Origin of the sequence: Ligilactobacillus agilis (assembly GCF_025311475.1) — a bacterium.
GTDB lineage: Bacteria > Bacillota > Bacilli > Lactobacillales > Lactobacillaceae > Ligilactobacillus > Ligilactobacillus agilis.
This window is the reverse complement of the sequence record NZ_CP104397.1, coordinates 2,037,371-2,062,500: the sequence shown is the minus strand read 5'-3', so window position 1 is coordinate 2,062,500 and position 25,130 is coordinate 2,037,371. Positions and strand designations below refer to the sequence as shown.

The 25,130-nt window shown below is 44.4% G+C and carries 22 protein-coding genes and 1 other annotated feature; of the genes, 15 read left to right on the top strand and 7 right to left on the bottom strand.

All coding sequences use genetic code 11. The features are described from left to right. Positions 1 to 19: 19 nt before the first annotated feature. From N4597_RS10260 to N4597_RS10250, 3 genes are all read right to left on the bottom strand, one after another. Positions 20 to 901 (bottom strand): magnesium transporter CorA family protein, encoded by an 882-nt coding sequence (locus N4597_RS10260; protein WP_202021744.1) that lies wholly within the window; start codon positions 899 to 901, stop codon positions 20 to 22. 129 nt (positions 902 to 1,030) lie between these two features. Beyond that, on the bottom strand, positions 1,031 to 2,023 hold the full coding sequence (locus N4597_RS10255; protein ID WP_050610635.1) for a LacI family DNA-binding transcriptional regulator: 993 nt from the start codon (positions 2,021 to 2,023) through the stop codon (positions 1,031 to 1,033). A gap of 18 nt (positions 2,024 to 2,041) precedes the next feature. Then, a complete protein-coding gene (locus N4597_RS10250) occupies positions 2,042 to 3,541 on the bottom strand; it encodes a sucrose-6-phosphate hydrolase (protein WP_260903833.1) in 1,500 nt (499 codons plus the stop codon). Between the two features lie 279 nt (positions 3,542 to 3,820). Here N4597_RS10250 and N4597_RS10245 point away from each other — a divergent pair, with 279 nt between their 5' ends. The 9 genes from N4597_RS10245 to guaB all read left to right on the top strand — a co-directional run bounded on the left by N4597_RS10245 (position 3,821) and on the right by guaB (position 16,179). Beyond that, entirely contained in the window at positions 3,821 to 5,773 is a 1,953-nt protein-coding gene (locus tag N4597_RS10245; protein ID WP_260905315.1) for a sucrose-specific PTS transporter subunit IIBC, read from the top strand. A 161-nt stretch (positions 5,774 to 5,934) separates the two neighbouring features. Continuing rightward, a complete protein-coding gene (locus N4597_RS10240; RefSeq protein ID WP_089144827.1) occupies positions 5,935 to 6,363 on the top strand; it encodes a flavodoxin in 429 nt (142 codons plus the stop codon). A 94-nt stretch (positions 6,364 to 6,457) separates the two neighbouring features. After that, positions 6,458 to 6,688 (top strand) — a binding site (T-box leader). Positions 6,689 to 6,735: 47 nt separating this feature from the next. Next, on the top strand, positions 6,736 to 7,782 hold the full coding sequence (locus N4597_RS10235; RefSeq protein WP_172579816.1) for a methionine ABC transporter ATP-binding protein: 1,047 nt from the start codon (positions 6,736 to 6,738) through the stop codon (positions 7,780 to 7,782). After that, the gene (locus N4597_RS10230) at positions 7,772 to 8,461 is read left to right on the top strand and encodes a methionine ABC transporter permease (protein WP_260903830.1); all 690 of its coding nucleotides are present in this window, start codon (positions 7,772 to 7,774) and stop codon (positions 8,459 to 8,461) included. The genes N4597_RS10235 and N4597_RS10230 overlap by 11 nt, the downstream gene beginning before the upstream one ends. A 39-nt stretch (positions 8,462 to 8,500) precedes the next feature. Next, complete coding sequence (locus N4597_RS10225; RefSeq protein ID WP_056976783.1) at positions 8,501 to 9,319, top strand: MetQ/NlpA family ABC transporter substrate-binding protein; 819 nt, start codon at positions 8,501 to 8,503, stop codon at positions 9,317 to 9,319. A 138-nt stretch (positions 9,320 to 9,457) separates the two neighbouring features. Continuing rightward, positions 9,458 to 10,801 (top strand): hemolysin family protein, encoded by a 1,344-nt coding sequence (locus N4597_RS10220; protein ID WP_050610641.1) that lies wholly within the window; start codon positions 9,458 to 9,460, stop codon positions 10,799 to 10,801. Between the two features lie 69 nt (positions 10,802 to 10,870). Beyond that, a complete protein-coding gene (locus tag N4597_RS10215; RefSeq protein ID WP_056976785.1) occupies positions 10,871 to 11,650 on the top strand; it encodes a tyrosine-protein phosphatase in 780 nt (259 codons plus the stop codon). After that, positions 11,650 to 14,511 (top strand): DEAD/DEAH box helicase, encoded by a 2,862-nt coding sequence (locus N4597_RS10210; RefSeq protein ID WP_260903829.1) that lies wholly within the window; start codon positions 11,650 to 11,652, stop codon positions 14,509 to 14,511. The genes N4597_RS10215 and N4597_RS10210 overlap by 1 nt, the downstream gene beginning before the upstream one ends. A 183-nt stretch (positions 14,512 to 14,694) precedes the next feature. Beyond that, on the top strand, positions 14,695 to 16,179 hold the full coding sequence (gene guaB, locus N4597_RS10205) for an IMP dehydrogenase (protein ID WP_050610644.1): 1,485 nt from the start codon (positions 14,695 to 14,697) through the stop codon (positions 16,177 to 16,179). A 66-nt stretch (positions 16,180 to 16,245) separates the two neighbouring features. On the opposite strand, the gene N4597_RS10200 is transcribed toward guaB, so the two are convergent. Both N4597_RS10200 and N4597_RS10195 read right to left on the bottom strand, forming a co-directional pair. Beyond that, positions 16,246 to 16,908, bottom strand: a complete 663-nt coding sequence (locus N4597_RS10200) for a histidine phosphatase family protein (RefSeq protein WP_260903827.1) — start codon at positions 16,906 to 16,908, stop codon at positions 16,246 to 16,248. Between the two features lie 45 nt (positions 16,909 to 16,953). Further along, positions 16,954 to 17,601 (bottom strand): VTT domain-containing protein, encoded by a 648-nt coding sequence (locus N4597_RS10195; protein ID WP_056976789.1) that lies wholly within the window; start codon positions 17,599 to 17,601, stop codon positions 16,954 to 16,956. Between the two features lie 169 nt (positions 17,602 to 17,770). On the opposite strand from N4597_RS10195, the gene helD reads away from it, so the two are divergent. Continuing rightward, on the top strand, positions 17,771 to 20,071 hold the full coding sequence (helD, locus tag N4597_RS10190; RefSeq protein ID WP_089144819.1) for an RNA polymerase recycling motor HelD: 2,301 nt from the start codon (positions 17,771 to 17,773) through the stop codon (positions 20,069 to 20,071). A 123-nt stretch (positions 20,072 to 20,194) separates the two neighbouring features. Here the strand turns inward: helD and N4597_RS10185 are convergent, their stop codons facing one another. After that, complete coding sequence (locus N4597_RS10185; protein WP_056976791.1) at positions 20,195 to 20,773, bottom strand: GDSL-type esterase/lipase family protein; 579 nt, start codon at positions 20,771 to 20,773, stop codon at positions 20,195 to 20,197. A gap of 126 nt (positions 20,774 to 20,899) precedes the next feature. On the opposite strand from N4597_RS10185, the gene coaA reads away from it, so the two are divergent. The 5 genes from coaA to N4597_RS10160 all read left to right on the top strand — a co-directional run bounded on the left by coaA (position 20,900) and on the right by N4597_RS10160 (position 24,497). Then, positions 20,900 to 21,823, top strand: coding sequence for a type I pantothenate kinase (gene coaA / locus N4597_RS10180; RefSeq protein ID WP_050610649.1), 924 nt, complete (start codon positions 20,900 to 20,902; stop codon positions 21,821 to 21,823). Positions 21,824 to 21,924: 101 nt separating this feature from the next. Then, the gene (gene guaA / locus N4597_RS10175; RefSeq protein ID WP_275066811.1) at positions 21,925 to 23,478 is read left to right on the top strand and encodes a glutamine-hydrolyzing GMP synthase; all 1,554 of its coding nucleotides are present in this window, start codon (positions 21,925 to 21,927) and stop codon (positions 23,476 to 23,478) included. Between the two features lie 213 nt (positions 23,479 to 23,691). Then, positions 23,692 to 23,898: a hypothetical protein gene (locus tag N4597_RS10170; RefSeq protein WP_167589051.1), complete on the top strand. Its 207-nt coding sequence runs from the start codon at positions 23,692 to 23,694 to the stop codon at positions 23,896 to 23,898. A 204-nt stretch (positions 23,899 to 24,102) separates the two neighbouring features. Further along, positions 24,103 to 24,372 (top strand): 30S ribosomal protein S14, encoded by a 270-nt coding sequence (gene rpsN, locus N4597_RS10165; RefSeq protein ID WP_009551132.1) that lies wholly within the window; start codon positions 24,103 to 24,105, stop codon positions 24,370 to 24,372. Positions 24,373 to 24,380: 8 nt separating this feature from the next. Then, complete coding sequence (locus N4597_RS10160) at positions 24,381 to 24,497, top strand: putative metal homeostasis protein (RefSeq protein WP_009551130.1); 117 nt, start codon at positions 24,381 to 24,383, stop codon at positions 24,495 to 24,497. 230 nt (positions 24,498 to 24,727) lie between these two features. Here the strand turns inward: N4597_RS10160 and N4597_RS10155 are convergent, their stop codons facing one another. Next, the gene (locus tag N4597_RS10155; protein WP_260903819.1) at positions 24,728 to 25,054 is read right to left on the bottom strand and encodes a type II toxin-antitoxin system RelB/DinJ family antitoxin; all 327 of its coding nucleotides are present in this window, start codon (positions 25,052 to 25,054) and stop codon (positions 24,728 to 24,730) included. Positions 25,055 to 25,130 lie beyond the last annotated feature (76 nt).

Genomic DNA, 25,130 nt, shown 5'->3' with positions numbered 1-25,130 from the left:
GGGATTACTATTAATTTGCTTAGAGAAAATGGTTTTTCTTCAAATAGAAGTAAAGCCAGGCCATGAAGACAATATTTAAGATGATGATTGCTATCCAAGCGAGGGGAAATTGAGCTCCAGGGAGTTTAACATTCATTCCAAAGAAACCAGTCATAATTGTGGGAATGGTCAAAATTAAAGACCAAACGGTTAAGAACTTCATGGTGTCGTTTAGGTTGTTATTCAAGATATTATTAGAGGTAGTCGAGATTTTTTCAGTCACCTCGTTAGAAATTTGTACCATCCGTGAAGCTTGTTCAGTTTCAATCAAAATATCGTCCAACTTTTCTTGAGCTTCCTTAGTGATTTGAAGCGTTAGGGGGGTGTGGCGCAGGCTTTCGAGCATCATCAAGTTAGTTTTAATACTCGAAGAGAGGTAGACTAGACTTTTTTCAATCTGGGCTAGGTGCCGCAGGTCGGTGTTGCCGATGTGGCTATTCAAGTTTTTATCTAGCCGGTTGCGCTCCACGTTAAGCTTGTCTAAAGCCTGGTTGAAATACTTGGCTGCGTGTAAAAGGAAGGTCATGATAAACTCGGTTGCGTTTTTAATTTCCTTAACCTTCTCTTGTTTGAACTGCTCAAAGACATAGGCCGTTTCATCCGTATGGAAGGTAAAAACCGTGGTCCCTTGTAGCAAGAAGATAATCGGCCGGGTCGTAAAATGAGCGGTAACCTTATCGGGCCATAAGGGGACGTCATAGACGACCAGTTCACTTTGGGTATGGATATCAAAATCGTAGTGTGGTCGTTCATGCCTATCAGAAACATAGTCGATAATCTCTGGTGTTAGTCTAAATAGGCGTTTAAGTTGTCGAGTATCGCTGTCATTGAGCTCATTAACGTCAAACCAGTTATAGTTCATTGGCGCCTTGCCGTTAATCTCTTGCCGTGTAATCACGCTAATTACCCCTTTCTGTTAATTTTTGTCTAGTCCATTGTAACATAAGAAAAGGCTGAGACCAAAGGGCAACTTCCTATGGTCTCGGCCTTTTTACAAACTAAAAGTGGAATTACTCCTGATGAATTTAACCGGGAGAATATATTGGTTTTGAGCTAGCTTTTTATTAGGCTGGCTAATCCGCTCTTGGAGTAAGTTAACCAAGAGGGCGGCGATATCAGGAATTGGTTGGGCAATGGTTGAGAGCTCAGGGTGGTAATCCTGGATAAACTTGGTGCCGTCAAACCCAACCACCTTCAAATCAGCGGGTACGTTGAGGCCTAATTTTTGGGCCATCTGTAAAACCAAAATGGCGGTTAAGTCATCGGTACAAACGATGCCGTCGGGATGATGATGCTCAAGCAACTTTCTGACGGAAACCGATTTAATCGTAGCTGATTCTGAGAAGGCGACTGAATGGACGTGTTGGGTCAGGCCTAAATCGGTGATAGCGTCAAGGTAGCCGTTTAAGCGGTAATCGGTTGGGTGGCCTTTTCTACGGGCGCTACCCAAAAAGTAAATGTGCCGACAGCCGGCGTGGTAGAGTTCTTCTGTAGCTAACTTCCCCCCCTGATAGTTATCACAGCTAACGATTGGGATTTGATCAGAAAGCTTACGATCAAAGGAGACGATTGGTAAACCGACCTTATTGTATTCCTCAATGCCTAGATTGTGTGCACCGGCAATAATCCCGTCCACTTGGTTGGCAATCAACATCCGAATGTAGGCCCGTTCTTTTTCCTTGTTATCAGCCGAGTTGCACAAAATCACCTTGTAACCCGCGTTAAAGAACTTATTTTCAATTTCTTCAACTAATTCGGCGAAAAAGGGGTTAGTAACTGAAGGAAAAATCAGGCCAATTAACTTGGTGCTCTTGCCATGGAGGGAACGGGCCAGTGAGTTAGGCTGGTAATTGAGTTCCTTCATCGCAGCGTAGACTTTTTCCTTAGTTTGTTGACTTAAGTAGCCGTAGTTATTAATCACCCTGGAAACGGTGGTTGCCGAAACACCGGCTTTTTTAGCAACGTCTGTTAATTTTGGTCGCATATAAATACCTCATTATTATTAAATATGATCGATGCGCCAGTAAGTACCGCGGAAAGCTAGTTCCTCCTTAGTTGTTCCTTGGATAGCAATTTGATTATTGGCTTGGCTACCAAAGAAGCGGCCGGTTAAGACCTTTAAGCCCCCATTAACGAAGATTTCAAAGAGGGAATTGTCAACGAAAATATCCAACTCTAAGTCTTCGTTGGCAGTTAGGTCAATTTGCCTTGTGAAGCCGTAGTCGCTTGCAAACTGGATACCACTGTGAGCACGGTCGACTACTAGCTGAGCCGCGTCACCGGTAGCAAATTTGAGCTGGAGACTTTCACTTAGGTCTTGGTTGGCTACCAAGTGGAGGGTGCCCGCCTGGCCCTTAGGGATGGTTAACTTCAATTCGTAGCTACGACTGGCATTATCAACTAGGATTTGCCGGCCGTTGATAGCTTTTTCGGCCTTAATAACTTGCCCGGCCTGTCTAAGGTCAGCCATGGCAGGGACTGGCCGTTGGACTAGCCGGTTTTGGTTGTCTAGACTAAGCTCTTTAACCTGGCTAAAGCAGTTGGCCCAGCCTTCTTCATCGGTTGGATAAGTCATGTCTGGTAAGCCGACCCAGCTAATCGCATAGGCCTTACCGTCAGGAGCATTGAAGGCCTGGGTAGCGTAAACGTCAAAGCCGTCATCAAGGTTGATTGGGGCTGTTTGCTTAGTTTCCATTCGGGCAGCGTCAAACTTCAATTTATCACCCACCACATACATATTAGGGTAGATATTATCGTAGTTAGCCACGTTTTTATCTAGGCCTTGTGGGCAGAAGATTAAGACCGGCTTGTCGTCGATGAAAACCAGGTTAGGGCATTCAATCATGTAGCCCATCGTTTCGGGGCTGAAGTCTAGGTAGCCTAGGTCCTCCCAATTCTTAAGGTCCTTAGATTTGAAGACGGCAACCTTGCCACTAAGAGTGGTCTTGTCTTGGGCTCCCAGCAAAACGTAGTAGGCATCCCGGTGCTTTAAAAGTTGCGGATCACGGAAGTGTTCGGTAACGTGAGCTGGCGCATAAATTAAGGGAGCGGCCAATTTGGTAACTATTCCATTTTTATCCATGGTAGCTCCATTTTGATAGGAGATTCGTTGCCAATTTTGGTCGCGGACATTACCAGTATACATTAGAAAAAGCTTGTCGTCGATAACGGTTGCAGAACCGGAGTAAGCCCCATGGCTGTCATACTTAGTATCGGCCCCTAAAGCTAAACCCTTATTTTGCCAGTGAACCAAGTCGCAAGATTCAAGGTGTACCCAGGACTTCAGCCCGTGAACGGCGCCAAAGGGATATGATTGGTAAAAAACGTGCCAACGGTTGTTATAGTAAGAAAAACCATTCGGATCGTTTAGCAGCCCGGAACTTGGGCGGATGTGATAGTTAAGCTGGTAGGAAGAATTATCCGCCTGGGCTTGTAGTTTAAGTAAGGTTTCAGCGTCCCACTTATTATAGGGAAGGTAACGTTGTTCTCTCGTCCATTCCATAAAAAAACTCCTCTCAATTTATGAAAACGTTGTCTTATTCTAGCCTAATTTTAGCTGATAAATCGCCTTGTGTCAATCGAACTACATAATTTATCCTTGATTTAATCGCTATTTAAAAGGGGTTTTATCTTGAATAGCAACTTTTTTAAAAAATATCTGATAAACGATTGACATATTTTTAGAATGCGTTATCATAATACATGTAGATAACCGAAATCGGTTACAAAATGCAATTATTTTTTCGTGAGACATTTATTCAAAGGAGTGTAAATTATGGCTATGGATTACAAAAAGGTCGCTTCTCAAGTGATCGAAGCTGTTGGGCGCGACAACATGGTCGCTGCGGCTCACTGTGCAACCCGCTTACGCTTGGTTTTAAAGGATGATCAAAAGATTGACCAAGCAGCCCTCGATAACAACGCTGATGTTAAGGGAACTTTTAAGACCAACGGCCAATACCAAATTATCATTGGTCCTGGGGACGTTAACTTTGTTTATGATGAATTGATTAAACAAACAGGTTTATCAGAAGCTTCAACAGAAGATTTAAAGCAAATTGCAGCTGGTAACCAAAAGTTTAACCCGGTAATGGCCTTTATCAAGTTATTATCAGACATCTTTGTTCCAATCATTCCAGCCTTAGTTGCTGGTGGTTTGCTGATGGCTTTGAACAACTTCTTGACCTCAGCAGGTTTATTTGGACCAAAAGCCCTAGTTGAAACTTACCCAGCAATCAAGGGCTTATCCTCAATGATTCAAGTTATGTCAGCCGCACCATTTATCTTCATGCCTGTCTTGGTAGGTATCTCAGCCGCTAAGCGCTTCGGTGCTAACCAATTCTTAGGGGCAGCTGTCGGGATGATCATGACTACCCCTGGTTTGATTGAAGGTAAGTACTGGAACATTTTTGGTTTACATGTTTCCCAAACTAATTACTACTACCAAGTTATCCCAGTTTTAGCAGCTGTTTACATCTTGTCTGTTTTAGAAAAATGGTTACACAAGAAGTTGCCAGATGCAGTTGACTTTACCTTTACACCACTTATTTCCTTAATGGTTACAGGTTTCTTAACTTTCGTGATTGTTGGACCTGTTATGCGTGGTTTATCTGACGCTATCACTAACGGAATTGTTTGGTTATACGATACTTTAGGCTTTGTTGGAACTGGTGTCTTTGGGTTACTTTACTCACCAATCGTATTAACTGGGTTACACCAAGCTTTCCCAGCTATCGAAACACAATTAATTACAGCCTTTACGCAAAACCACACTGGTTACGGTGACTTTATCTTTGTTGTTGCTTCTATGGCTAACGTTGCCCAAGGGGCTGCCTGCTTCGCTGTCTTCATGTTAACTAAGAACAAGAAGATGAAGGGTCTGTCCTCATCTGCAACTGTTTCAGCCCTCTTAGGGATTACAGAACCTGCTTTATTCGGGGTTAACTTGAAGTTACGTTTCCCATTCTTCTGTGCTTTAATCGGTTCAGGGATTGCCTCTGCAATCGCAGGTTTAACTCACGTAATCGCTGTGTCCTTAGGTTCAGCTGCCTTCCTTGGTTTCTTATCAATTAACGCTAAGTCAATTCCACTTTACGTAATGTGTGAATTAATCAGTTTCGCAGTAGCCTTTGCTTTGACATTCTTCTACGGCAAGACTCACGCAGACTTAGTTAATCCAGAAGTAGCAGCTACAGCTGCTTCTGCAGCCCAAGCTAGTGCTACTAGCAGTCAAGTAGAAGCGGCCAGTGAAATGGTGGCAGATGTTGCCGACGTTGACAATGAAAACATTGCTGCTCCAGTCGATGGGCAAGTAAAAGACTTAGGTGACGTTAATGACCAAGTTTTCTCAACTAAGTTAATGGGTGATGGGGCTGCGATTGTCCCTAGCGACGGTACGGTTTATTCACCAGTTGATGGTCAAGTGACGGTTGCATACGAGACCAAACATGCCTATGGTTTAAAGTCTAAAGACGGGGCCGAAGTATTAATTCACATTGGGATTGATACTGTTAACCTTAAAGGTGAAGGCTTTGAAAGTTTCGTTAAGCAAGGTCAAACAGTTAAGGCTGGCGACAAGCTCGGAACTGTTGATTTAGCTAAGGTTAAGGCTGAAGGTTATGATCCGACTGTCATGGTAGTTGTAACTAACACCAATAACTACGCTAGCGTCAACCGCCTAAACGTTACCGCTGTAAAACACGGTGACAACGTTGTAGCCGTTACAACTAAATAGTAAGTTAAAAAGGCACCTACGGGGTGTCTTTTTTTATGGGCTTAATTAAAGGGTTTTGCACAAACTAAATAAAGAATTTTCAAACGGAATAAAAAATTGTAAAACCGCTTACAAAAAGATTATAATAGGGGTAACTAGAAATTTGGAAAGAAGTGAAGCTTATGTCCAAGTCGTCTAAAACCTTAATTGTTTACTTTTCATTTGATGACGGTGCTAATCGAGAAGTTGAACGCCTTAGACGTGAAATTGAGGCGGACATTATTAAATTAGAACCCGTGAAGCCTTACCCTAGTGAGTATACGAAGCGCTTGGCCATGATTGAACGGGAATTTCAACAGGGCAAGTTGCCCCAGATAAAAACGACCTTGCCTAACTTGCAGAAATACCGGGAAATTTACTTAGGCTATCCGCCTGTTTTTGGCAACCGCCTGCCTTCAATCATCCACAGTTTCTTTTCGTCCTTTGATCTTAGGGGCAAAACGATTATTCCTTTCTCGGAGATTGTGGAGGAGCCACTGCGTGCAACCTTGTGTGAAATGAATGAATTAGCCCAAAAGTATGAGGTGAAGTTGGTTAACCGCGAGGTTTAAAATTAGTTAGGATAAAACAATTAAAAAAGTCTCATAAAAACAGTTGACAAATTAGAAAAAGCACGTTAATATCTAAGACATAAATAAGTGAATAACTAAAACGTTGAAGAGAAGAGTAGTTTTTGGCCGCTTGTAAAGAGAGCTCCTGGTTGCTGAGATGGAGCCTTGCGAAAGAAAATGAAGATGAGCTCGGAGTTTGATTAACGGTGCAAGCTGTTAATCCGTTGAGATGCGATATAATTGACGGCTTGATTAAAAGAGCTAGTGAGGCCTGGAGTGTGAGCTCTAGGCGAATAAAGGTGGTACCACGGTTTTCGTCCTTGTTAGGATGAAAACTTTTTTTTTTACGCAAAAAGGGGAGGAATTGAGGAAATGATAGAATTAAAGAATTTAACCAAGACTTTCCAAACCGCTGATGGGCCGGTCCAAGCAGTAGCCGACGTTAACTTAACGGTTAACAAGGGTGAAGTCTTTGGAATCGTTGGTTTTTCAGGGGCAGGGAAAAGTACCTTGGTCCGAATGTTAAACGGGTTAGAGACGCCAACTAGTGGTGAGGTTATTATCAACGGGGAACGGATTGATAATTTGACTGGGACGGCTTTACGGCAAAAGCGGCGCAAGATTGGGATGATTTTCCAACACTTCAACTTGCTATGGTCCCGGACGGTTTTGGAAAACATCATGTTCCCGTTGGAACTAACCGGTACCCCTAAGAAGGAACGGGTAGCTAAGGCCAAGCACCTAGCTGAATTAGTCGGTTTAGGCGAACGGATTCACGCTTACCCTTCCCAATTATCCGGGGGGCAAAAACAACGGGTCGGGATTGCGCGGGCCTTGGCTAATGATCCAGATATTTTAATTTCAGACGAAGCCACCAGCGCCCTTGACCCCCAAACAACCGATGAAGTGTTGGAACTATTGGAGGATATTAATAAGAAGTTAGCATTAACGATTGTGATTATCACCCACGAAATGCACGTGATTCGGCGCTTGGCCGACAGCGTGGCCGTGATGGAAGCGGGGAAGGTGATTGAAGAAGGGCTGGTGGCACAAGTCTTCACCAACCCACAACAAGAGTTAACGAAACGCTTCGTGAACGCAGAGCTAGATACTAGTCAAACGCCTGATGTGCAAGAGATTAGTAAGGAACTGCTACGAAAGTATCCTGACGGCTTGTTGGTTAAACTGAATTTCCACGGCAATCAAGTGGGGCAACCCGTTGTTAACCGGGCAATTCGTAAGTTCCCTGAAATTGAATTGAGTATTTTAGAAGGTTCCATTCACCAGGTGGCAGATAAGACGGCAACGATTGGTTCCCTTTATATCCAGCTACTAGGGCCTAAAGATCAAGTTGCTGCTTGCTTGGAATTCTTCAAAGAAGTTAGGGTAGAAACGGTGGTGATTAACGATGAATTCTAATACAGGCTTAGCCTCATACTTCAAGTTTCAAAATGTTAACTGGCCCAACCTAGGGGCAGCCGCTTGGGAAACCATTTGGATGACGGTGGTGGCGGTGGTAATTGTCGCCATAGTTGGTTTGCTTTTAGGCTTGCTGCTCTTTGAAACTAAGGACTCTAAGAGCCCCTTGGTTAAGACCTTAAACTGGGTGGTCGCCGCCTTGGTTAACGTCTTTCGTTCAATCCCCTTCATCATCTTGATTGTCTTGCTGTTAAACTTCACCCAGGTGATTGTTGGCTCGATTACGGGGCCTAAAGCAGCCATCCCATCCCTGGTTTTCTCGGCCGCTCCTTTCTATGCGCGCCTAGTAGAAATTGCCTTTAGGGAAGTTGATGGTGGGGTGCTTGAAGCAGCTACCGCGATGGGGGCAACCCGCTGGCAGATTATCTATAAGGTGTTAATCCCTGAGAGTATGCCGGCTTTAGTTTCCGGAATCACGGTGACTGCCATCTCCTTGATTGGTTACACCGCAATGGCCGGTGCAATCGGGGCCGGTGGGTTAGGTCAGTTGGCTTATACCGACGGCTTCCAGTCCTATAACAACGCCATCACCTTAGCCGCAACGGTCACAATTGTCATTATTGTGATGGTATTCCAATTCTTAGGTGACCGGGTCGTTAAACGAATTGATAAACGTTAGTTATTAAATTTAAGCAAAAACAAATTGGAGGAAGATCTTATGAAAAAATCACGTCTTTTTGGGTTTTTAACCGCAGGTTTAGCAGCCGCAGCGCTCTTTGTCGGTGGGGTTAAAACAGCCTCAGCTGATACTACTTTAACTGTGGGTGCCTCAGCTAACCCCCACGCCATTATTTTGAAGCACGTTCAAAAGCAACTTAAGAAGGAAGGAGTTAACCTAAAGGTTAAGGTTTACGATGATTACATCCTCCCTAACAAGGCTTTAGCTAACGGCGATATCGATGCTAACTACTTCCAACACACTCCATTCTTGGATAACTGGAACAAGAAGAATCACGGCACATTGATTTCCGCTGGTAACGTTCACTTGGAACCAATCGCAGTTTACTCCAAGAAGTATAAGAGTTTAAAGGACCTACCAAAGGGTGCTAAAATCTACGTTTCTTCTAACACAGCCGATTACGGCCGGATTTTGAAAATCTTTAAGGATGCAGGTTTAATTACTTTGAAGAAGGGGACTAAGCTTGCTTCTGCTAACTTCGATGATATTAAGACTAACAAGAAGCACTTGAAGTTTGTTCACACCTTTGAAGCTAAGTTAATGCCTAAGCTTTACGAATCAAATGAAGCTGCTGCCACAGTAATTAACGCTAACTACGCAGTTCAAGCTGGTTTGAACCCATCAAAAGACTCAATCGCTCGCGAAAGTGACTCTTCTGATTACGCTAACTTGATTGCAATCCGCAAGGACGAAAAGAACAACAAGGCTATCAAGAAGTTGGTTAAGGCTTTACAATCCAAGTCAACACAAAAGTGGATCAAGAAGCACTTCAAGGGTGCAGTCTTACCTGCTAAATAATAACTGGCAAAACACTCGGGGTGATGAAACTTCGAGTGTTTTTTATTAACAGGGTGTTTGATACCCAAAACCTAGAAATCATGGTATGATTAGGAATAGATATAAAATTTTTATGAATTAAGAAATGAGGAATGTCAATTGTCAAGTGGTCAGGCGAGTCTCGATTTGATCATTGTCGTCATAGTCTTTTTCTTTGCCGCCTTTTTTGTGGCTGCTGAGTTTGCGCTGGTCGGGGTGCGGAAAAGTGCCCTGGAGAGTGCTTTGGAAGCGGGCAAGGGAAATAAAAAGAAGTTAGAGTTGGCCTTGAAGATGACCAATAACTTAAACGAGTATTTATCTACCACCCAAGTCGGGATTACTTTAGCAGGAATTATCTTAGGTTGGATTGGGGCCGATGCTTTAGCAGAGATGTTGAAGTCAGTCTTTGAAACCCTTAATTTAAATCACGCCACCGCAGTTGCTTTAAGTGCAACTTTAGGGGTAATTTTATTAACTTACTTAGAAGTGGTTTTGACAGAAATCGTGCCTAAAAATATCAGTATCGATATGCCCCTACAAATGGTTTTATTTGTGGCTAAGCCTTTGCATTATTTCCACATTGTTTTTTATCCATTCGTATGGTTGTTAAATGTTTCGGCAACCGGTATCGTCAAACTGTTGGGGATGAAGCCGGCTGGTGAAGAAGACGATGTCTTATCCCAAAATGAAATCCTAAGTATTTCACGGGCGGCTGTGTCCGGTGGAGCTTTAGATAAAGAAGATTTGGTTTACATGCAACGGGCCTTTGACTTTAATGACAAGGTGGCCAAAGACATTATGGTTGACCGCACGAGTTTAGAGGTGATTGACATTACCGCTACGGTGGCAGACGTGATAAATGCCTACCTCAAGGAAGGCTACACGCGCTTTCCGGTGGTGGCCAATAATGATAAGGATAAGATTTTAGGCTACGTCTATATCTACGATATGATTCGCCAGGCCCAAGTCGATGCTACCGTCCGGGTAAGCAAGGTCTTGCGGACGATTATTACGGTTCCCGAAGTGACCCCTATTCAAGATTTGTTGCAACAAATGATTAAAAAGCAAACCCCAATTATGGTGATCTTGGATGAGTATGGGGGTACCAGCGGGATTGTTACCGACCGTGATATTTACGAAGAGCTCTTTGGAACAGTTAAGGACGAAATAGATGATGTTTCGGGTGAAGATATAATTAAACAGGCGGACGGTTCGTATAAGGTCTCTGGTAAGACCACCTTATATGACTTTGAACGCTATTTCCGTTATCGTAATGAAGATTTCCAGGAGTCAGATAGTGTCACGATTGCCGGTTACCTCTTGGAAAATTACAAGGTTAAACTGGGCACGGTAATTACGATTGGTGACTTTGAAATTGAGGTAATTGATTTCAAACGAAATTACATTGAGTGGATGAAGGTGACTAAAAAGGTTGCCGCCGATTCCAAGCCCAAAGTAGATTAGCGAAAAAACAGTAACGGTTAAGGCGGTTACTGTTTTTTCTTTTAGGTCAAATAGAAAGGGTGATAAGAAATGCAACGGATTTTTCCATTAGCAAACGCAGCCAATTTTCGGGAACTAGGGGGCTATCCGACCGAGGATGGGCGCCAGGTGAAGTGGCGTAAGTTAATTAGGTGTGGGAGTTTGAGCTACCTAACTGCGGCCGAAGAAAAGCAGATTTTGGCTTACGGTTTAAAGTATGATATTGATTTTCGTTCCGATGATGAAACGGAAATTTATCCAGACACCATCAAGGGGCAAGTGATTTACCACAACGCTAAGGTTTACCCCTTCATGAACTCGGTTTTTAAGAACCTGGGGATTGTTGCTTCCATGAAGCTAGGCGAGCTTAACTTTATGGAGGAAGCTTACGTTCAAATGTTAGCCGACCCCCACGCCCAGGTGGCCTACCGGGAATTTTTTACCTACCTTTTAGCAAATGATAAGGACGGGGAGAGTCTAGCCTTTCACTGTGCCGCCGGTAAAGACCGGACCGGGGTGGCAGCCTTTTTGATTTTGAACGCCCTGGGGGTCAAAAAGCAGGCGGTAATGGCAGATTACCTCTTGACCAACCTAGCTTATAGCAATGATTCGGTTGAACAGGTTAACCGTCTGTTAACCAACACCCCGCAAAACCAACTAGCAGATAAGCTAAACACCCACTTAGCCGTTATTCCTGAAGGCATAGAGATTATGTATAAGACCTGTGAGGTCCTGGCCGGTAGTGTCGAAAACTATTTGGTTACTAAATTAGGCTTAAGGCGGGCAGACTTAGCTAGCTTAAAAGAAATTTATCTAGAGGAAGTGGACTAATGGAGCAAATCAAAGCCAGCTTGGCAGCTAGTGTTTTAGGCAGCTTAGTAAAGCAAGACGACTATGAGGTCAACGATTACCTTGCCCCCAAACTACTAACCAACACGGCGGAAGACAATCTATGGGGGCGGTTAAAGGCGGAGTTGCAGTCTTGTCGGTCTTTTAAGTTTGCGGTGGCTTTTATCACCTTGGAAATGCTCGTGCCTTTGAAGGTGGTTTTGGCTGACTTAGCCAAAGCCGGAGTAACTGGTCAACTAGTAACCTCGACTTACTTAGGGTTTAATAGCCCCGCGGTTTTTCGGGAGTTACTCAAACTACCTAACGTAACCGTTAAAATTGCTAGCCAAGAGGGGTTTCACGCTAAGGGTTACTTATTTGACCACGGCGATTATCAGACAGCAATTATTGGGAGTGCTAACTTTACGCGGGCGGCCCTCCTAAAGAATGCTGAGTGGAACCTGGCGGTAAGCTCGCTAGTAGCAGGTGGCTTTACCCGCGAAGTAAAGGCGGAGTTTGAACAAGCCTTTGATAGCGGGCAGGTTCTTGATGAACAGTGGCTCAAAAATTATCAACAAACTTACCAAGCGCCTAAAGTCGTAAGCCACCCGACTGAAAAAAGCAGTCGGCTTAAACCTAACTCAATGCAGGCGGCAGCTTTAAAGGAATTAGCGGCTTTACGGGCTAAGGGAGCTAAGAAGAGCCTAGTTATTTCAGCCACGGGCACAGGAAAGACCTACCTAGGCGCCTTTGACGTTAAGCAAGCTCAAGTTAAACGCTTCTTGTTTGTAGTTCACAGGGAGCAAATTCTCACGGCGGCTTTGAAAAGTTTCCGCCGGGTCTTAGGGGGACCAGCCAGTGACTACGGCATTTTAGGGGGCGGCCAAAAGCAGCTTACAGCCCGTTACCTATTTGCCACTGTGCAAACTCTAAGTAAGCCGGAAGTGTTGGCACAGTTTGAGCAGGCGGAGTTTGACTACATTTTGATTGACGAAGCCCACCACGTTGGGGCCAAGACTTACCAAGCAATCTTAAATTACTTCCGGCCCGAGTTTTTACTGGGGATGACGGCTACGCCCGAACGAAACGATGATCTCAGTGTCTTTGCTAACTTTGACTACCAGGTGGCTTACGAAATTAGGCTCCAAGATGCCTTACAGGCCGGGATGCTAACCCCCTTCCACTATGTAGGGTTAGTCGATTACGAGCTCGCAAAGGTAGAGGGGACTAGTGTTAAAGGCTCCCTGCAACAAGTGGCAGTAAGTGACCGCTTAGACTACTTACTAGAGGAAATTAACTATTACCAGCCAAGCAGTCAACCCATTCGGGGCTTGATGTTTGTTAGCCGCCAAGATGAAGCGCGCCAGTTAGCACAATTACTGACGAAGCGGGGTTACCCGAGCTTGGCCTTGACTAACCAGGATTCAGTGGCGACTAGATTAAAGGCGGTCTCCCAACTAGAAGCCGGGCAGTTAACCTACCTCGTAACGGTTGATATCTTTAATGAGGGCATCGATATTCCCAGCGTCAACCAGGTGGTCTTCTTGCGCAATACCGAGTCAAGCATTGTCTTTGCCCAACAGTTAGGGCGGGGGTTGCGCAAGGCGCCGGGCAAGGAGGCCGTCTTAGTCTTAGATTTTATCGGTAACTACCAAAATAACTACCTCATTCCCCAAGCCTTGAGTGGGGACCGGTCGGCTAGCAAGGATAAGGCCTACCAGACTTTGTTTAGTCAGACTAATTTAGGCCTGGCTACGATTAACTTTAGTAAAATTGCCCAGGAGCAGATTTTCCAGGCCCTAGCTAAGGTTAAGTTAGACGCCTGGCAAAAGTTAAAGGCCGCTTACCAGTCCTTAAGCGCCCGCCTCAACCGGCCTGCCTTGCTGATGGATTTCCAAAGGCTAGGTGACTTTGACGCCCAGGTCTTTGCCCGCCTCAAACTACCTAACTATGGGCACTTCTTGCAAAGAATGGGCCAAGCTGTAGACCTAAGCACCTATGAGGACCAAGTGTTAACCTTTGTCACTAAGGAATTGCTCTTAGGGTTGCGACCGCAGGAATTGACCCTGTTAAAGCAGTTGGTGGCCAAAAGAAGGCTAGCTAAGGTTGACTTTAAAAAGCAGCTGCAGGCTCAGGGGTGGTTGGCAGATGAAGGAACCCTAGCCGGGGTAGAGAATATCTTAGGGTTAGGTTTCTTTAAGATTAAGGCGGGCAGTGGCCTAAAATCAGACCAGTACGGGCACTTACCATTGGTGGAAATAAAAGCTGGTAGTTACCACTTAAACGCGCAACTCCAAGCTAGCTTAGATACTAACCACTGGTTTAAGCTCTTATTTAGCGATGCCTTAGAGGCTGGGTTGACCTTAAATCAAGCCTATGATAACCACCAGACGTTCACCCGCTTTCAGCGTTACAGTAGAAAGGACGTCTGCCGCTTACTTAATTTAGCCAAGGATGTTTCGGCCCCAATGTATGGTTATAAGGTCTTTGACAGGGTCTGTCCGGTCTTTATCATTCACCAAAAGTTAGATCAGACCAAGCGGGCGGCCCTTTACCAAAATAACTTCAGCCATAATGACCGGATTCGCTGGTATACTAGAAGCCCACGTCATTTGGATTCGCCGGAGGTTAAGCAGTTATTGGCTAAGCGTGCAGACGGGAGTTTTCAAGTCCAAATTGAACTCTTTGTCAAGCCAAGTGACAGCCAGGAAAGCGGCTTTTACTATCTAGGTCCGGCAACGATTGTCGAGGACTCGGTAAAAGAGGAAAGTTTGGTGCAAGCGGGTCGAAAGCCAAAGCAAGTAGTGGGGATGGACTTGAAATTAACCCAGGCCCTAAGCTTTAGCGAATTACAGCGCTTGTAGGAGATTTTTCGGCTTTTATCTACCTTAGACTGAATAAGTTGAAAAACGTACGAGTTATAGCGAACAATAACATTTAAATTACAAATATCGTTAATTTTATAAGAAAAAGATTAGAATACTTGCAATCGGATAGAAATTTTTGTACATTAGAAAACAAAAATAAATTCAAAGGAGAGTTTTGTAATGTCAAATTGGGATACAAAATTTGCAAAAAAAGGATTCACATTCGATGATGTCTTGTTGATACCAGCAGAAAGTCACGTGCTACCAAACGAGGTTGACCTCGGTGTGCAGTTAGCTAAGAATATCAAATTAAATATCCCAATCATCAGTGCGGGGATGGATACAGTTACTGAATCTGCAATGGCGATTGCGATGGCACGCCAAGGTGGGTTAGGGGTTATCCACAAAAATATGACCATTGAACGGCAAGCTGATGAAGTTCGTAAGGTTAAGCGCTCCGAAAGCGGGGTTATCATCGACCCATTCTTCCTAACACCTGATAATAGTGTTAGCGAAGCAGAAGCTTTGATGAGAAAGTACCGCATCTCTGGGGTGCCAATCGTGGAAAGCGAAGCTAGCCGTAAACTTTGCGGAATCATTACTAACCGGGACTTGCGGTTCGTGACTGATGCTAGTGAACGAATCGGGGACGTCATGACCAAAGATAAGTTAGTGACCGCACCAGAAGGCACTTCTTTGAAGGAAGCAGAAGCAATTTTACAAAAGCATAAGATTGAAAAATTACCAATGGTTGATGAAGCTGGACGTTTGACTGGGTTAATCACCATCAAGGATATCGAAAAGGTAGTCGAATTCCCTAACGCTGCTAAGGATGAACATGGGCGCTTGTTAGTAGCTGCCGCAGTCGGGGTAACTAGTGACACCTACGAACGGGCAACTGCCTTACTAAATGCGGGTGCTGATGCCTTAGTGATCGATACTGCTCACGGTCACTCAGCTGGGGTTATCCGCAAGATTAAGGAAATCAGAGAAACATTCCCAGATGCAACCTTAATTGCAGGGAACGTGGCCACAGCCGAAGCTACCCGGGCCTTATACGATGTCGGGGTTGACGTAGTTAAAGTCGGGATTGGACCTGGTTCAATTTGTACCACCCGGGTTGTTGCTGGGGTGGGGGTACCACAATTAACTGCAATTTACGATGCAGCTGGGGTAGCCCGTGAATACGGTAAGACTATCATCGCCGATGGTGGGATTAAGTACTCTGGTGACATTGTTAAGGCGATTGCAGCCGGTGGTTTCGCCGTAATGCTTGGTTCAATGTTAGCCGGAACTGATGAAGCACCTGGTGAAACTGAAATTTATCAAGGGCGTCGCTTCAAGACTTACCGCGGGATGGGGAGCATGGCAGCCATGGACTCTTCCCACGGGTCTTCAGACCGTTACTTCCAAAGTGGGGTTAACGAAGCTAACAAGTTGGTGCCAGAAGGAATTGAAGGCCGGGTAGCTTATAAGGGCCAAGTAGCCGATATCGTTTACCAAATGGTTGGTGGCTTGCGGGCCGGAATGGGTTACTGTGGTGCCGGTGACCTTAACAAACTTCGTGAAGAAGCACAATTCGTTCAAATTACTGGGGCAGGGTTAATCGAATCTCACCCACACGATGTGCAAATCACTAAGGAAGCACCTAACTACTCAAAATAAAGGTTAAATAAGGCGGTGGGCCTGACTGGGATAGTTACCAGTCAGGTCCACCGCCTTTTATATTGTCTAGTAAGCAAAATCGTCTGCAAATTGGTTAAAGTAGTCCACCTTAACTTCGGCTTGATCTACGATTAACTTAGTGACCGAGCCATTTTTAGGGCTAACGGTAATGTCGATTTCAGGGGCAAAGCGGGCAACGATGCTGCGAATGGTTGTCCCGTGACTAACTAAAAGCACGTTTTGACCGTTGGTAGCAACAGAACGAAGGAGGTCGAAGCCACAGTCGAGTCGGTGCCAAAATTCGGCGTTGTCTTCGGCGTCGTCAAAAGGATCGGCCGCCTTAGCAAAGTTCTTAGCGTCTTCAATCGAGTAGGTGCTGATAATTTCGGAGAAGGTTTTACACCCGTGGGGTCCGCCGATAACCATCCAGGCGTTACCAGAATCGGCCCCTTCATAGTAGCCGTAGCCTTCTTCTCTAAAGTAGAAGCTTTCTTGGTGGGCGGGGACTAAGTTATGGTTTTGGGCGAGGATGTTTTGGCAAGTTTGGGTTGCCCGGATAGTGTCACTGTGAAAAGCGTGGTCGAATTTAATAGCAGCGAGGCGTTTGCCGGTCTGTTGGGCCTGGCTAATGCCTAAGGTGGTTAAATCCGAGTCACACCATCCCTGCATCCGGTTGTAGCGGTTGAGGATGGTTTGACCATGACGAACTAAGTAGACTGTAAATGACATATGCGAATCCTTTCTTTACGTGTAGTACCTACAGTATACCATTTTTTAGGAACGCTTGAAGGCCTTCCTTTGTTTGTAAAGGTGGAGGAGGGCGGTAAAAATGGTTGGAATCAAGGCCAGGCAGGCAATCAGTAAGAAGATGGTCGAAAAATGTTCTTGGACCAGGGGAATCCGGCCGAAGAAGTAACCACAAAGGCCGGTTCCAAAGACCCACAGACTAACTGCAAGCAAATTATAAAGGGCAAAGTTTTTGAAGTTAAAGCCAATGCTGCCGGCGATTAGGGGGATAAAATTCCTAATTAGGGGCAGATAGCGGCCCCAGATGATGGTTTTGCCCCCGTGACGCTTAAAAAAGCGGCGGGCAGTTAGGAGTTTGGCTTCAGGAATGTGTTTTTTGAAAAATGAAAGTTGTTCTAGTTTAGTTCCAAAAAAGTAGTTCAGACTATCACCCAGGTAAGCGGAGATAAAAAAACTAGCCAGTAAGGCGTAAATGTTTAAAACCTGACCGTTAACGGCTGCAATCGAGGAGGCAAAAAAGATTAGTGAACCTCCCGGCAGGTAAGGAAATATAATCAGCCCGGTTTCAGCAAAAATGAGGGCAAAAAAGACAAGGTAAGACCAAGCCCCGGCCGATTGAACCAGGGGGAAGAGATAGTCATGAAAATTAAAAAGTAAGTCAAAGAATTTGTCCATAAAAATACCTCCGTACAGCTAGCATAGGACAAAGTTAAGGCAAATACTAGCGCGCTAAGGAAAAAATAAGGAGAATTTATAAATTTCTTAGGAAGTGTAAGTTCTTGCTAGGGCTTTTAAAAATGTGCTACAATTATTTACCGAAAAATTTGTCAGGGAAGGTGTTTGGATGGCGTCAATTAAGGAACAAGAGCAAGCGCGGATGGATATGGTAGTAACTAAGGTTAAGGAGGCAATCGCCAAGGATCAAGCTAACTTGGCCAGTGTCGAGGCTGATAAGAAGGCAATCCAAGCCGATTTTTCTAATAATGTTAGGATTAAGACGAGCACTTACTCGGGGATGATGGAAACCGCGCTGACGGTGCGCCAGCAACAACAGCTGCTCCAAGAGCGGGAAAATAACATGCAACAGGCCAGCCGGCGGTTGGAGATTTTAGAGAAGTTAGAAAAGAAACCCTACTTTGCCCGGATTGACTTTGAAGAAGAAGGCGAGGGTAAGGAAGAAAAAATCTATATCGGCCTTGGTTCCTTTACTGACGGTCCCGACAAGTTTCTAATCTATGACTGGCGGGCACCCATTTCTTCCATCTATTACGATGGCGGGGGCTTAGGTGAAGTCAGTTACCAAACCCCGGATGGTGAGCGGAAGGTGGACTTGCGGCTTAAGCGGCAGTTCATGGTGGAAGATGGTAAGATTAAAGTCGTCTTTGATACTGACGAAACGGTGGGCGACCAAATGCTACTAGAGGTCTTGGATGAAAATTCCGACACCAAGATGAAAAGTATCGTGACCACCATTCAGCGTGAACAAAATAAGATTATCCGGGACACCAGTTCAGACCTCCTCTTTGTACAGGGAGCGGCAGGCTCTGGGAAGACCTCTGCCGTCCTACAACGGGTGGCCTTTCTCTTGTATCGTTACCGGGGCAAGCTGACTTCAAGCCAGGTCATCTTATTTTCACCTAACCAGTTGTTTAATGACTACATTGACCAGGTCTTACCGGAGTTAGGGGAGCAAAATATGGTGCAGTTGACCTACTATCAACACGTTAAGCGCCGCTTGCCTAAACTACACGTGGAAACCTTGCAGGAACGGTTTGAAGAAGACCAAGCGCCCCTTAAGCAAAAGGTGAAAAGGTTAAAGGATAGCTTGGACTTCTTTAAGGCCAGCAAGGCTTACGGGGCTTACCTGGAAAGAAAGGGCATGCGCTTTAAGGACTTGAAACTAGGTGGCGAGGTCTTCTTTTCTAAGGCCCACATCAAACAAATCTACTATAGTTTCAATGAAAACTACCACTTGAGAAATAGGCTGGAAGCTACCAAGGAACGGTTGGTTAAAGAACTAAACGGCCAGATTAACCGTTACGCTAAGAGTGACCAGGTTCAAAAGGCCATCCAAGACCTTAGCCAAGAGCAGTTAAATGCCCTTTACGGCGACCACCCAAGAAACTTTGCTAACGGGGAAAAAGAGCTCAACTTCTTAGGACGTCAGTATGTGATGCACGCCTTTAAGCCCCTACATCAAGCCATCATCAAGAACCGCTTCTTGAGTATTAACGGCCAGTACGTCCACTTTTTAAAGAGCGTTCCGGCTTTGGTTGACCTAGCCAAGTACGACTTAACCAAGGAAGAATGGCAACTTGAACTAGCCCAGGTCGTCGCAGATCTTAAGGCTAAAAAGCTGGCCCTAAGTGACGTGACCGCCTACTTATTCTTGTACGACCAAATCAGTGGTAAACGGGGGCAAACCGATATTAAGCAGGTCTTCATTGACGAAATTCAAGACTATACGGCCTACCAGTTGGCCTACCTCAAAGAAGAATTCCCCCGGGCTAAGTTTACTATGTTGGGTGATTTAAACCAGGCCATCTTCACCCACGAAAACAGCCACAGCCTCTTAAAGGAATTAGGGACGATGTTTCCTCAAGATAAGACCAAGGTAGTCCAGTTGACCAAATCTTACCGTTCCACCCAACAGATTACCGACTTTACTAAGGAAATCCTCCTACACGGTGAAGCGGTGACCGCCTTTGAACGGGCGGGAGAAAAACCCCGGTTAACGACGGCTAAGACCGAGGCTGACTTGATTGCCGACGTGGTGGCGCGCCTAAAGCAAAATCAAGCCGACCGCTTAACCACGGCCGTGATTGGTAAGAGTCTAGCCGAGTGTGAAGCTTTGACCCAGGCTTTACGGGCTGAAGGTCAAGCGGTAACCTTGATTAAGACCGAAAATCAGCGGCTAGCGGCGGGGACGATTGTGGTGCCAGCTTACTTAGCTAAGGGGCTAGAGTTTGATGCCGTTATTATGTGGCAGGCTAACGCAAAAAATTACCATGCCGATAGCGACCGGCAGTTGGTTTATACCATCTGCTCGCGGGCGATGCACCGCTTGGATATTTTTGTCAGCGGCCAAGTTACCCCTTTATTTGACCGGATTGACCCTAAGCTTTACGAATTAATTACCAAATAGAAAATAAGAGAGTCGTAACTAGCATAGTTACGACTCTCTTATTTTGCAAAAAAATTTGGCGAGCAAATTTTTTATTAAAGAACAAGCAGGTGAAGCTTAAGCTTTTCACCTGCTTGTTTAGTGTTAATGGATAATCTTAGGTTTAACCTGGGCTAACTTGGTTTTTAAGAGGGGAACAAGGTTAGCCACTAGGAGGTCGTAGGCCCGCTCATTGTAGTGAATCTCATCTGCCTGTAAGAGGCTGGCGGGGATGTGTTTTTCCATGATGGCCTGCCAGTTTAAAGTTGGAATATCGAGGTCTTGGCCTAATTCAAGGGTAGCCTTAGCAAAGGCAGCCATTTTAGGGGTTGGCCGACTAGCTTCCTGACTAGGACCAACTAAACCAGGCGTAATTAGGAGACACTTTTCCAAACCAACCGTCCGACAGATTTCTTCTAGGTTAGAGCGGTAGTCTTCAAGGTCCGTTTGCGGGTCAGCCACGTCGTTAGTACCAAAGAAGACGACCACTAAGTCAGGATCAACTTCCAAGACGTCTGCTTGCAAGCGGAGTTTAGCTAGGCGGGTAATGTCGCCGGGCACCCCGCGGTTGATAAATTCTACTTCAGGAAGAAAACTGGCTAATTTATGACTAAAGATAGGTGATGGGTAGCCGTTAGTCATTCCGGCAGTGATGCTATCACCTAAAAGAACAATCCGATTCATTTTTCACTTACCTCACTTGTTAATGTCAACTAAATTTTAACACAAAATTTGGTTTGTTACGATGAAGAAAGCGGTTAGCAACTATGTTATAATTAGGGGCATAAATTGTTTTAAATGAGGTAAATCATGGAAAACCAATTAAACTACTATAAAATTAGCCGCGCTGAGTGGAAGGAATTTTATAAAGAACACATTGTGCCTTTAACCAAGGGAGAACTGGCACGGATCATGTCTTTAAATGACCGGATTTCCCAGGCAGATGTTAGTGAAATCTATATGCCCTTAGTCCACTTAATTGGTCTGAGGTGGAAAATCCAACAACAAAAATTAAAACAGCAGGCGGAATTTTTAGGGAAGAAAAAGCCCCAAAAGGTACCGCTAGTGATTGGAATTGCTGGGTCGGTGGCCGTGGGCAAGAGTACGACCGCCCGGCTCTTGCAAACCTTACTAAAAGAAATCTACCCCCACAAAAAGGTGCAGCTAATCACCACTGATGGCTTCTTGTACTCAACCGCGGAGCTAAAGCGGCGCCACATTTTGTCCAAAAAGGGCTTCCCTGAAAGTTACGATATGGACAGGTTGCTTCGTTTTATGGATGATGTGAAAAATAACCTCCCAGCCAAGGCCCCAGTCTATTCACATAAAATCTATGACATTGTTAGTGGCGAGTACGAGCTGGTTAAAGACGTCGATATCTTGATTGTGGAAGGGATTAACGTCTTGCAGCTACCAAGTAACCAGCAGTTGTATGTCAGTGACTACTTCGATTTTTCAATCTACGTTGACGCTAGGGAAGAGCTAATCAAGCAATGGTACCTGGAACGCTTTGACATGCTGTTAGACTTAGCCGCCCAGGATAAGAGTAACTACTATTACGCCTACGCAATCGGTGACCGCCAAGCCGCCCACGCCATGGCTAAAGATGTCTGGCAAAAGGTTAACCACCCTAATTTATTAGAATACATTTTACCGACAAGAAATCGCGCAGATTTAGTCTTAACCAAGGGTAAAAATCACTTGATAAACGAACTTTACTTGAAAAAATATTAGAAAAAGGCAAGAATTATCCGTGATTAAGGTGAAAATCATTGACCGAAAGCCCTTGGGTCGTTACAATATAGGATAATAAATTAATTAATGAGGTGAATATCTTGGCAAATGTTGATATGCAGGCTTTCGACAAGATTATCGTTTTGGACTTTGGAAGTCAGTATAACCAATTAATTACTCGGCGTATTCGCGAAATGGGGGTTTACTCTGAACTTCTTTCTCACAAGCTTACAGCTCAAGAGATTAAGCAAATGAACCCTAAGGGTATCATCTTCTCAGGTGGCCCTAACAGTGTTTACGACGAAGACGCATTTAAAGTTGACCCAGCAATCTTTGAATTGGGACTACCTATCTTAGGGATTTGCTACGGGATGCAATTGATGGCCCACAATTTAGGTGGGAAGGTCGAAAGTGCTGACAACAAGGAATACGGTAAGGCCGATATTGAAGTAGTCGGTAAGGATGCCGTAATGTTTAAGGACTTACCAACCACTCAAACTGTTTGGATGAGTCACGGGGACTTAGTAACTGAAGTACCTGCTGGTTTTACTGTCAGTGCTACTAGTGCTAACTGCCCAATTGCTGCTATGGCTAACCCAGCAAAGAAACTTTATGGGTTGCAATTCCACACCGAAGTTCGTCACACTGAATACGGTAATGACATCTTACGTCACTTTGCTTTCGATGTGTGTGGTGCCCAAGCTAACTGGTCAATGGAAGACTTCATCGACATGCAAGTTGCCAAGATTCGCCAAACGGTCGGTGATCAAAAGGTACTCCTCGGTCTTTCCGGTGGGGTAGATTCCTCAGTTGTTGGGGTTCTATTACACAAGGCCATTGGTGACCAATTAACCAGTATCTTTGTTGACCACGGTTTGCTCCGGAAAGGTGAAGCCGAACAAGTTATGGACAGCCTCGGTGGTAAATTTGGCTTAAACATCATCAAGGTTGACGCTAAGGACCGCTTCTTAGGCAAACTTGCTGGCGTTTCTGACCCAGAAAAGAAGCGCAAGATTATCGGCAATGAGTTCATCCAAGTTTTCGATGACGAAGCTACTAAGCTTAAAGGCATCAAGTTCTTGGCCCAAGGTACGCTTTACACTGACGTAATCGAATCAGGAACAGATACTGCTCAAACTATCAAGTCCCACCACAACGTTGGGGGCTTGCCAGAAGACATGCAGTTCGAATTAATCGAACCACTTAACACCTTATTCAAGGATGAAGTCCGTGAATTAGGTGAAAAGCTAGGGATGCCACACGAATTAGTTTGGCGCCAACCATTCCCTGGTCCTGGACTTGGTATCCGGGTTATCGGTGAAATTACCGATGAAAAACTTCAAATCGTGCGTGACTCCGACTACATCTTGCGCGAAGAAATTGCTAAGCACGGCTTAGACAAGGAAATCTGGCAATACTTCACCGTCTTGCCAGGTATCCGCTCCGTGGGGGTCATGGGTGATGGCCGGACTTACGACTACACTATCGGTATCCGGGCCGTTACTTCCATCGACGGAATGACCGCCGACTTCGCTAAGATTGACTGGGACGTGCTCCAAGCCATCTCAGTTCGAATCGTCAACGAAGTAGACCACGTCAACCGCGTCGTCTACGACATCACTTCCAAGCCACCTGCAACGATTGAGTGGGAATAAAAATCAAATATAACTTGGTGAGGGAATACCTATAAATCAAGCTTTTGAAGAAGGTAGACCTACGAAAAACAGGGTGCATAAAGATAGTTGTTTGCCAAATGTCTGCCAAGGTTTGTTTTTTCCAGTAGTATAATAGCTACTGGTTTTTTTGTAGACAAAAAGTAGTACTTCCGCTAAGTTAGGTCAAAAGATATATAGGAGTGAACTGAAGTAATGACGAAAATTAGTAATAGTAGTTCGCTGACACTGCCTCAAGATTCTACTTGTAAAGTCGTTGAGAAGAAGTTTAGCCACCAGACCCACAAGCCTACCAATATTTTTGAAACTAAAGAGTGGCAGGAATACGATTATTACATGGATTTAGTCGAAGATGAAGAGTTAGCTGAAGTCAAACCGGTAGGTAAAGAATGGCTAAGCTGACATACACCTTGATACTTGTGTGAAAGGGTAAAACTCCATCCTAAGTTTATTATGCGGGATGGAGTTTTTTATATTTACAGCGTCAATTCCACGATATTACTTTAGAAAAGTCGTCAGACTAAATAAAAGTACTTGACCTACGTGAAGTATTAATTTAAACTGTAAATAGTAATAATTACTATTTAACTTAAAGAGAGGTTTTTTATGGCGACAAAAGCAAAGATTGCTAAGGCAAAGAAACGTGAAGAACTGGTAGCAAAGTATGCAGAGTTAAGAGCTCAATTAAAGGCGCAGGGTGATTACCAAGCTTTGGCTAAGCTTCCTAGGGATGCTAGCCCAGTGCGGTTGCATAACCGGGATGCCTTAGACGGTCGAGCCCGGGGGTATCTTCGTGAATTTGGACTTTCACGGATAAACTTTAGAAAACTCGCGTTGGCGGGAAAAATCCCTGGGATTAAGAAAGCTAGTTGGTAGGTGATACTATGTCAAAAAGTGATTATGCAACGGCGTTACGTAATTTAAACAGTCCTAACATTAAGACGCGCAAGCGCGCTTTGAAAATTATTAAGCAATTTAAGCTACAAAAAGGACAAAAATAACTAACCGCTAGCAATTACGTTACTAAAACGTTGATTGCTAGCGGTTTTTTGATGATGCTATTTCAAAATTCACTTAGAAAGTTAGGTTTTATTACAAATGGTTTGAGTATTAGAAGAAACACGTGTTGAGTTATGTCTAGTCAATAATTAATTACTATCGTCATGTAAGTTTTTGTGGTCAGTTACTTCGACAAAAGCCTTTACTAATCTTTACCTTATATTTCATATTCCTATTTTAAATTTTTTTCAAAAGCCTGGTTAAGGCTTTGTTCGTCGGCAAATTCATCAGTATCGTCAGGTAAATAACCCATTATTTTTAGTTCATCTTCGCGCAGTTTTGCCTCAAGTTCAGCACTAACAGGTTCACTATATTGTTCATAATGAACGGTAGTAAAGGGGGAAAAACCACGGTTAGCAATTTGGGTGGCAATCATTTTGAGTGCTTGTGGGGTGGTAGTACCGTCTTTAGCAAAGATGTCGTCTAACTTATTCTTGACGTCAACTGGGAGTTTTAATTGAACTAACTTATTTTTAGATTTGTGTCCTGTAGTAGTCATATTATATCCCGCCTTCCTATTTTAGTATACTAATTATATACTATACTTTTTCATAACCTTAGCTCAAGAAAATGGG

What these genes read in the sequence shown, in the direction of transcription:
- N4597_RS10155 (WP_260903819.1), bottom strand. Translation starts at nt 25,054, where the DNA reads ATGACTACTACAGGACACAAATCTAAAAATAAGTTAGTTCAATTAAAA.
- N4597_RS10225 (WP_056976783.1), top strand. Translation starts at nt 8,501, where the DNA reads ATGAAAAAATCACGTCTTTTTGGGTTTTTAACCGCAGGTTTAGCAGCC.
- N4597_RS10210 (WP_260903829.1), top strand. Translation starts at nt 11,650, where the DNA reads ATGGAGCAAATCAAAGCCAGCTTGGCAGCTAGTGTTTTAGGCAGCTTA.
- N4597_RS10215 (WP_056976785.1), top strand. Translation starts at nt 10,871, where the DNA reads ATGCAACGGATTTTTCCATTAGCAAACGCAGCCAATTTTCGGGAACTA.
- N4597_RS10235 (WP_172579816.1), top strand. Translation starts at nt 6,736, where the DNA reads ATGATAGAATTAAAGAATTTAACCAAGACTTTCCAAACCGCTGATGGG.
- N4597_RS10245 (WP_260905315.1), top strand. Translation starts at nt 3,821, where the DNA reads ATGGATTACAAAAAGGTCGCTTCTCAAGTGATCGAAGCTGTTGGGCGC.
- N4597_RS10185 (WP_056976791.1), bottom strand. Translation starts at nt 20,773, where the DNA reads ATGAATCGGATTGTTCTTTTAGGTGATAGCATCACTGCCGGAATGACT.
- N4597_RS10160 (WP_009551130.1), top strand. Translation starts at nt 24,381, where the DNA reads ATGTCAAAAAGTGATTATGCAACGGCGTTACGTAATTTAAACAGTCCT.
- N4597_RS10240 (WP_089144827.1), top strand. Translation starts at nt 5,935, where the DNA reads ATGTCCAAGTCGTCTAAAACCTTAATTGTTTACTTTTCATTTGATGAC.
- N4597_RS10195 (WP_056976789.1), bottom strand. Translation starts at nt 17,601, where the DNA reads ATGGACAAATTCTTTGACTTACTTTTTAATTTTCATGACTATCTCTTC.
- N4597_RS10170 (WP_167589051.1), top strand. Translation starts at nt 23,692, where the DNA reads ATGACGAAAATTAGTAATAGTAGTTCGCTGACACTGCCTCAAGATTCT.
- helD (WP_089144819.1), top strand. Translation starts at nt 17,771, where the DNA reads ATGGCGTCAATTAAGGAACAAGAGCAAGCGCGGATGGATATGGTAGTA.
- coaA (WP_050610649.1), top strand. Translation starts at nt 20,900, where the DNA reads ATGGAAAACCAATTAAACTACTATAAAATTAGCCGCGCTGAGTGGAAG.
- N4597_RS10200 (WP_260903827.1), bottom strand. Translation starts at nt 16,908, where the DNA reads ATGTCATTTACAGTCTACTTAGTTCGTCATGGTCAAACCATCCTCAAC.
- N4597_RS10250 (WP_260903833.1), bottom strand. Translation starts at nt 3,541, where the DNA reads ATGGAATGGACGAGAGAACAACGTTACCTTCCCTATAATAAGTGGGAC.
- N4597_RS10260 (WP_202021744.1), bottom strand. Translation starts at nt 901, where the DNA reads ATGAACTATAACTGGTTTGACGTTAATGAGCTCAATGACAGCGATACT.
- N4597_RS10255 (WP_050610635.1), bottom strand. Translation starts at nt 2,023, where the DNA reads ATGCGACCAAAATTAACAGACGTTGCTAAAAAAGCCGGTGTTTCGGCA.
- N4597_RS10230 (WP_260903830.1), top strand. Translation starts at nt 7,772, where the DNA reads ATGAATTCTAATACAGGCTTAGCCTCATACTTCAAGTTTCAAAATGTT.
- rpsN (WP_009551132.1), top strand. Translation starts at nt 24,103, where the DNA reads ATGGCGACAAAAGCAAAGATTGCTAAGGCAAAGAAACGTGAAGAACTG.
- guaB (WP_050610644.1), top strand. Translation starts at nt 14,695, where the DNA reads ATGTCAAATTGGGATACAAAATTTGCAAAAAAAGGATTCACATTCGAT.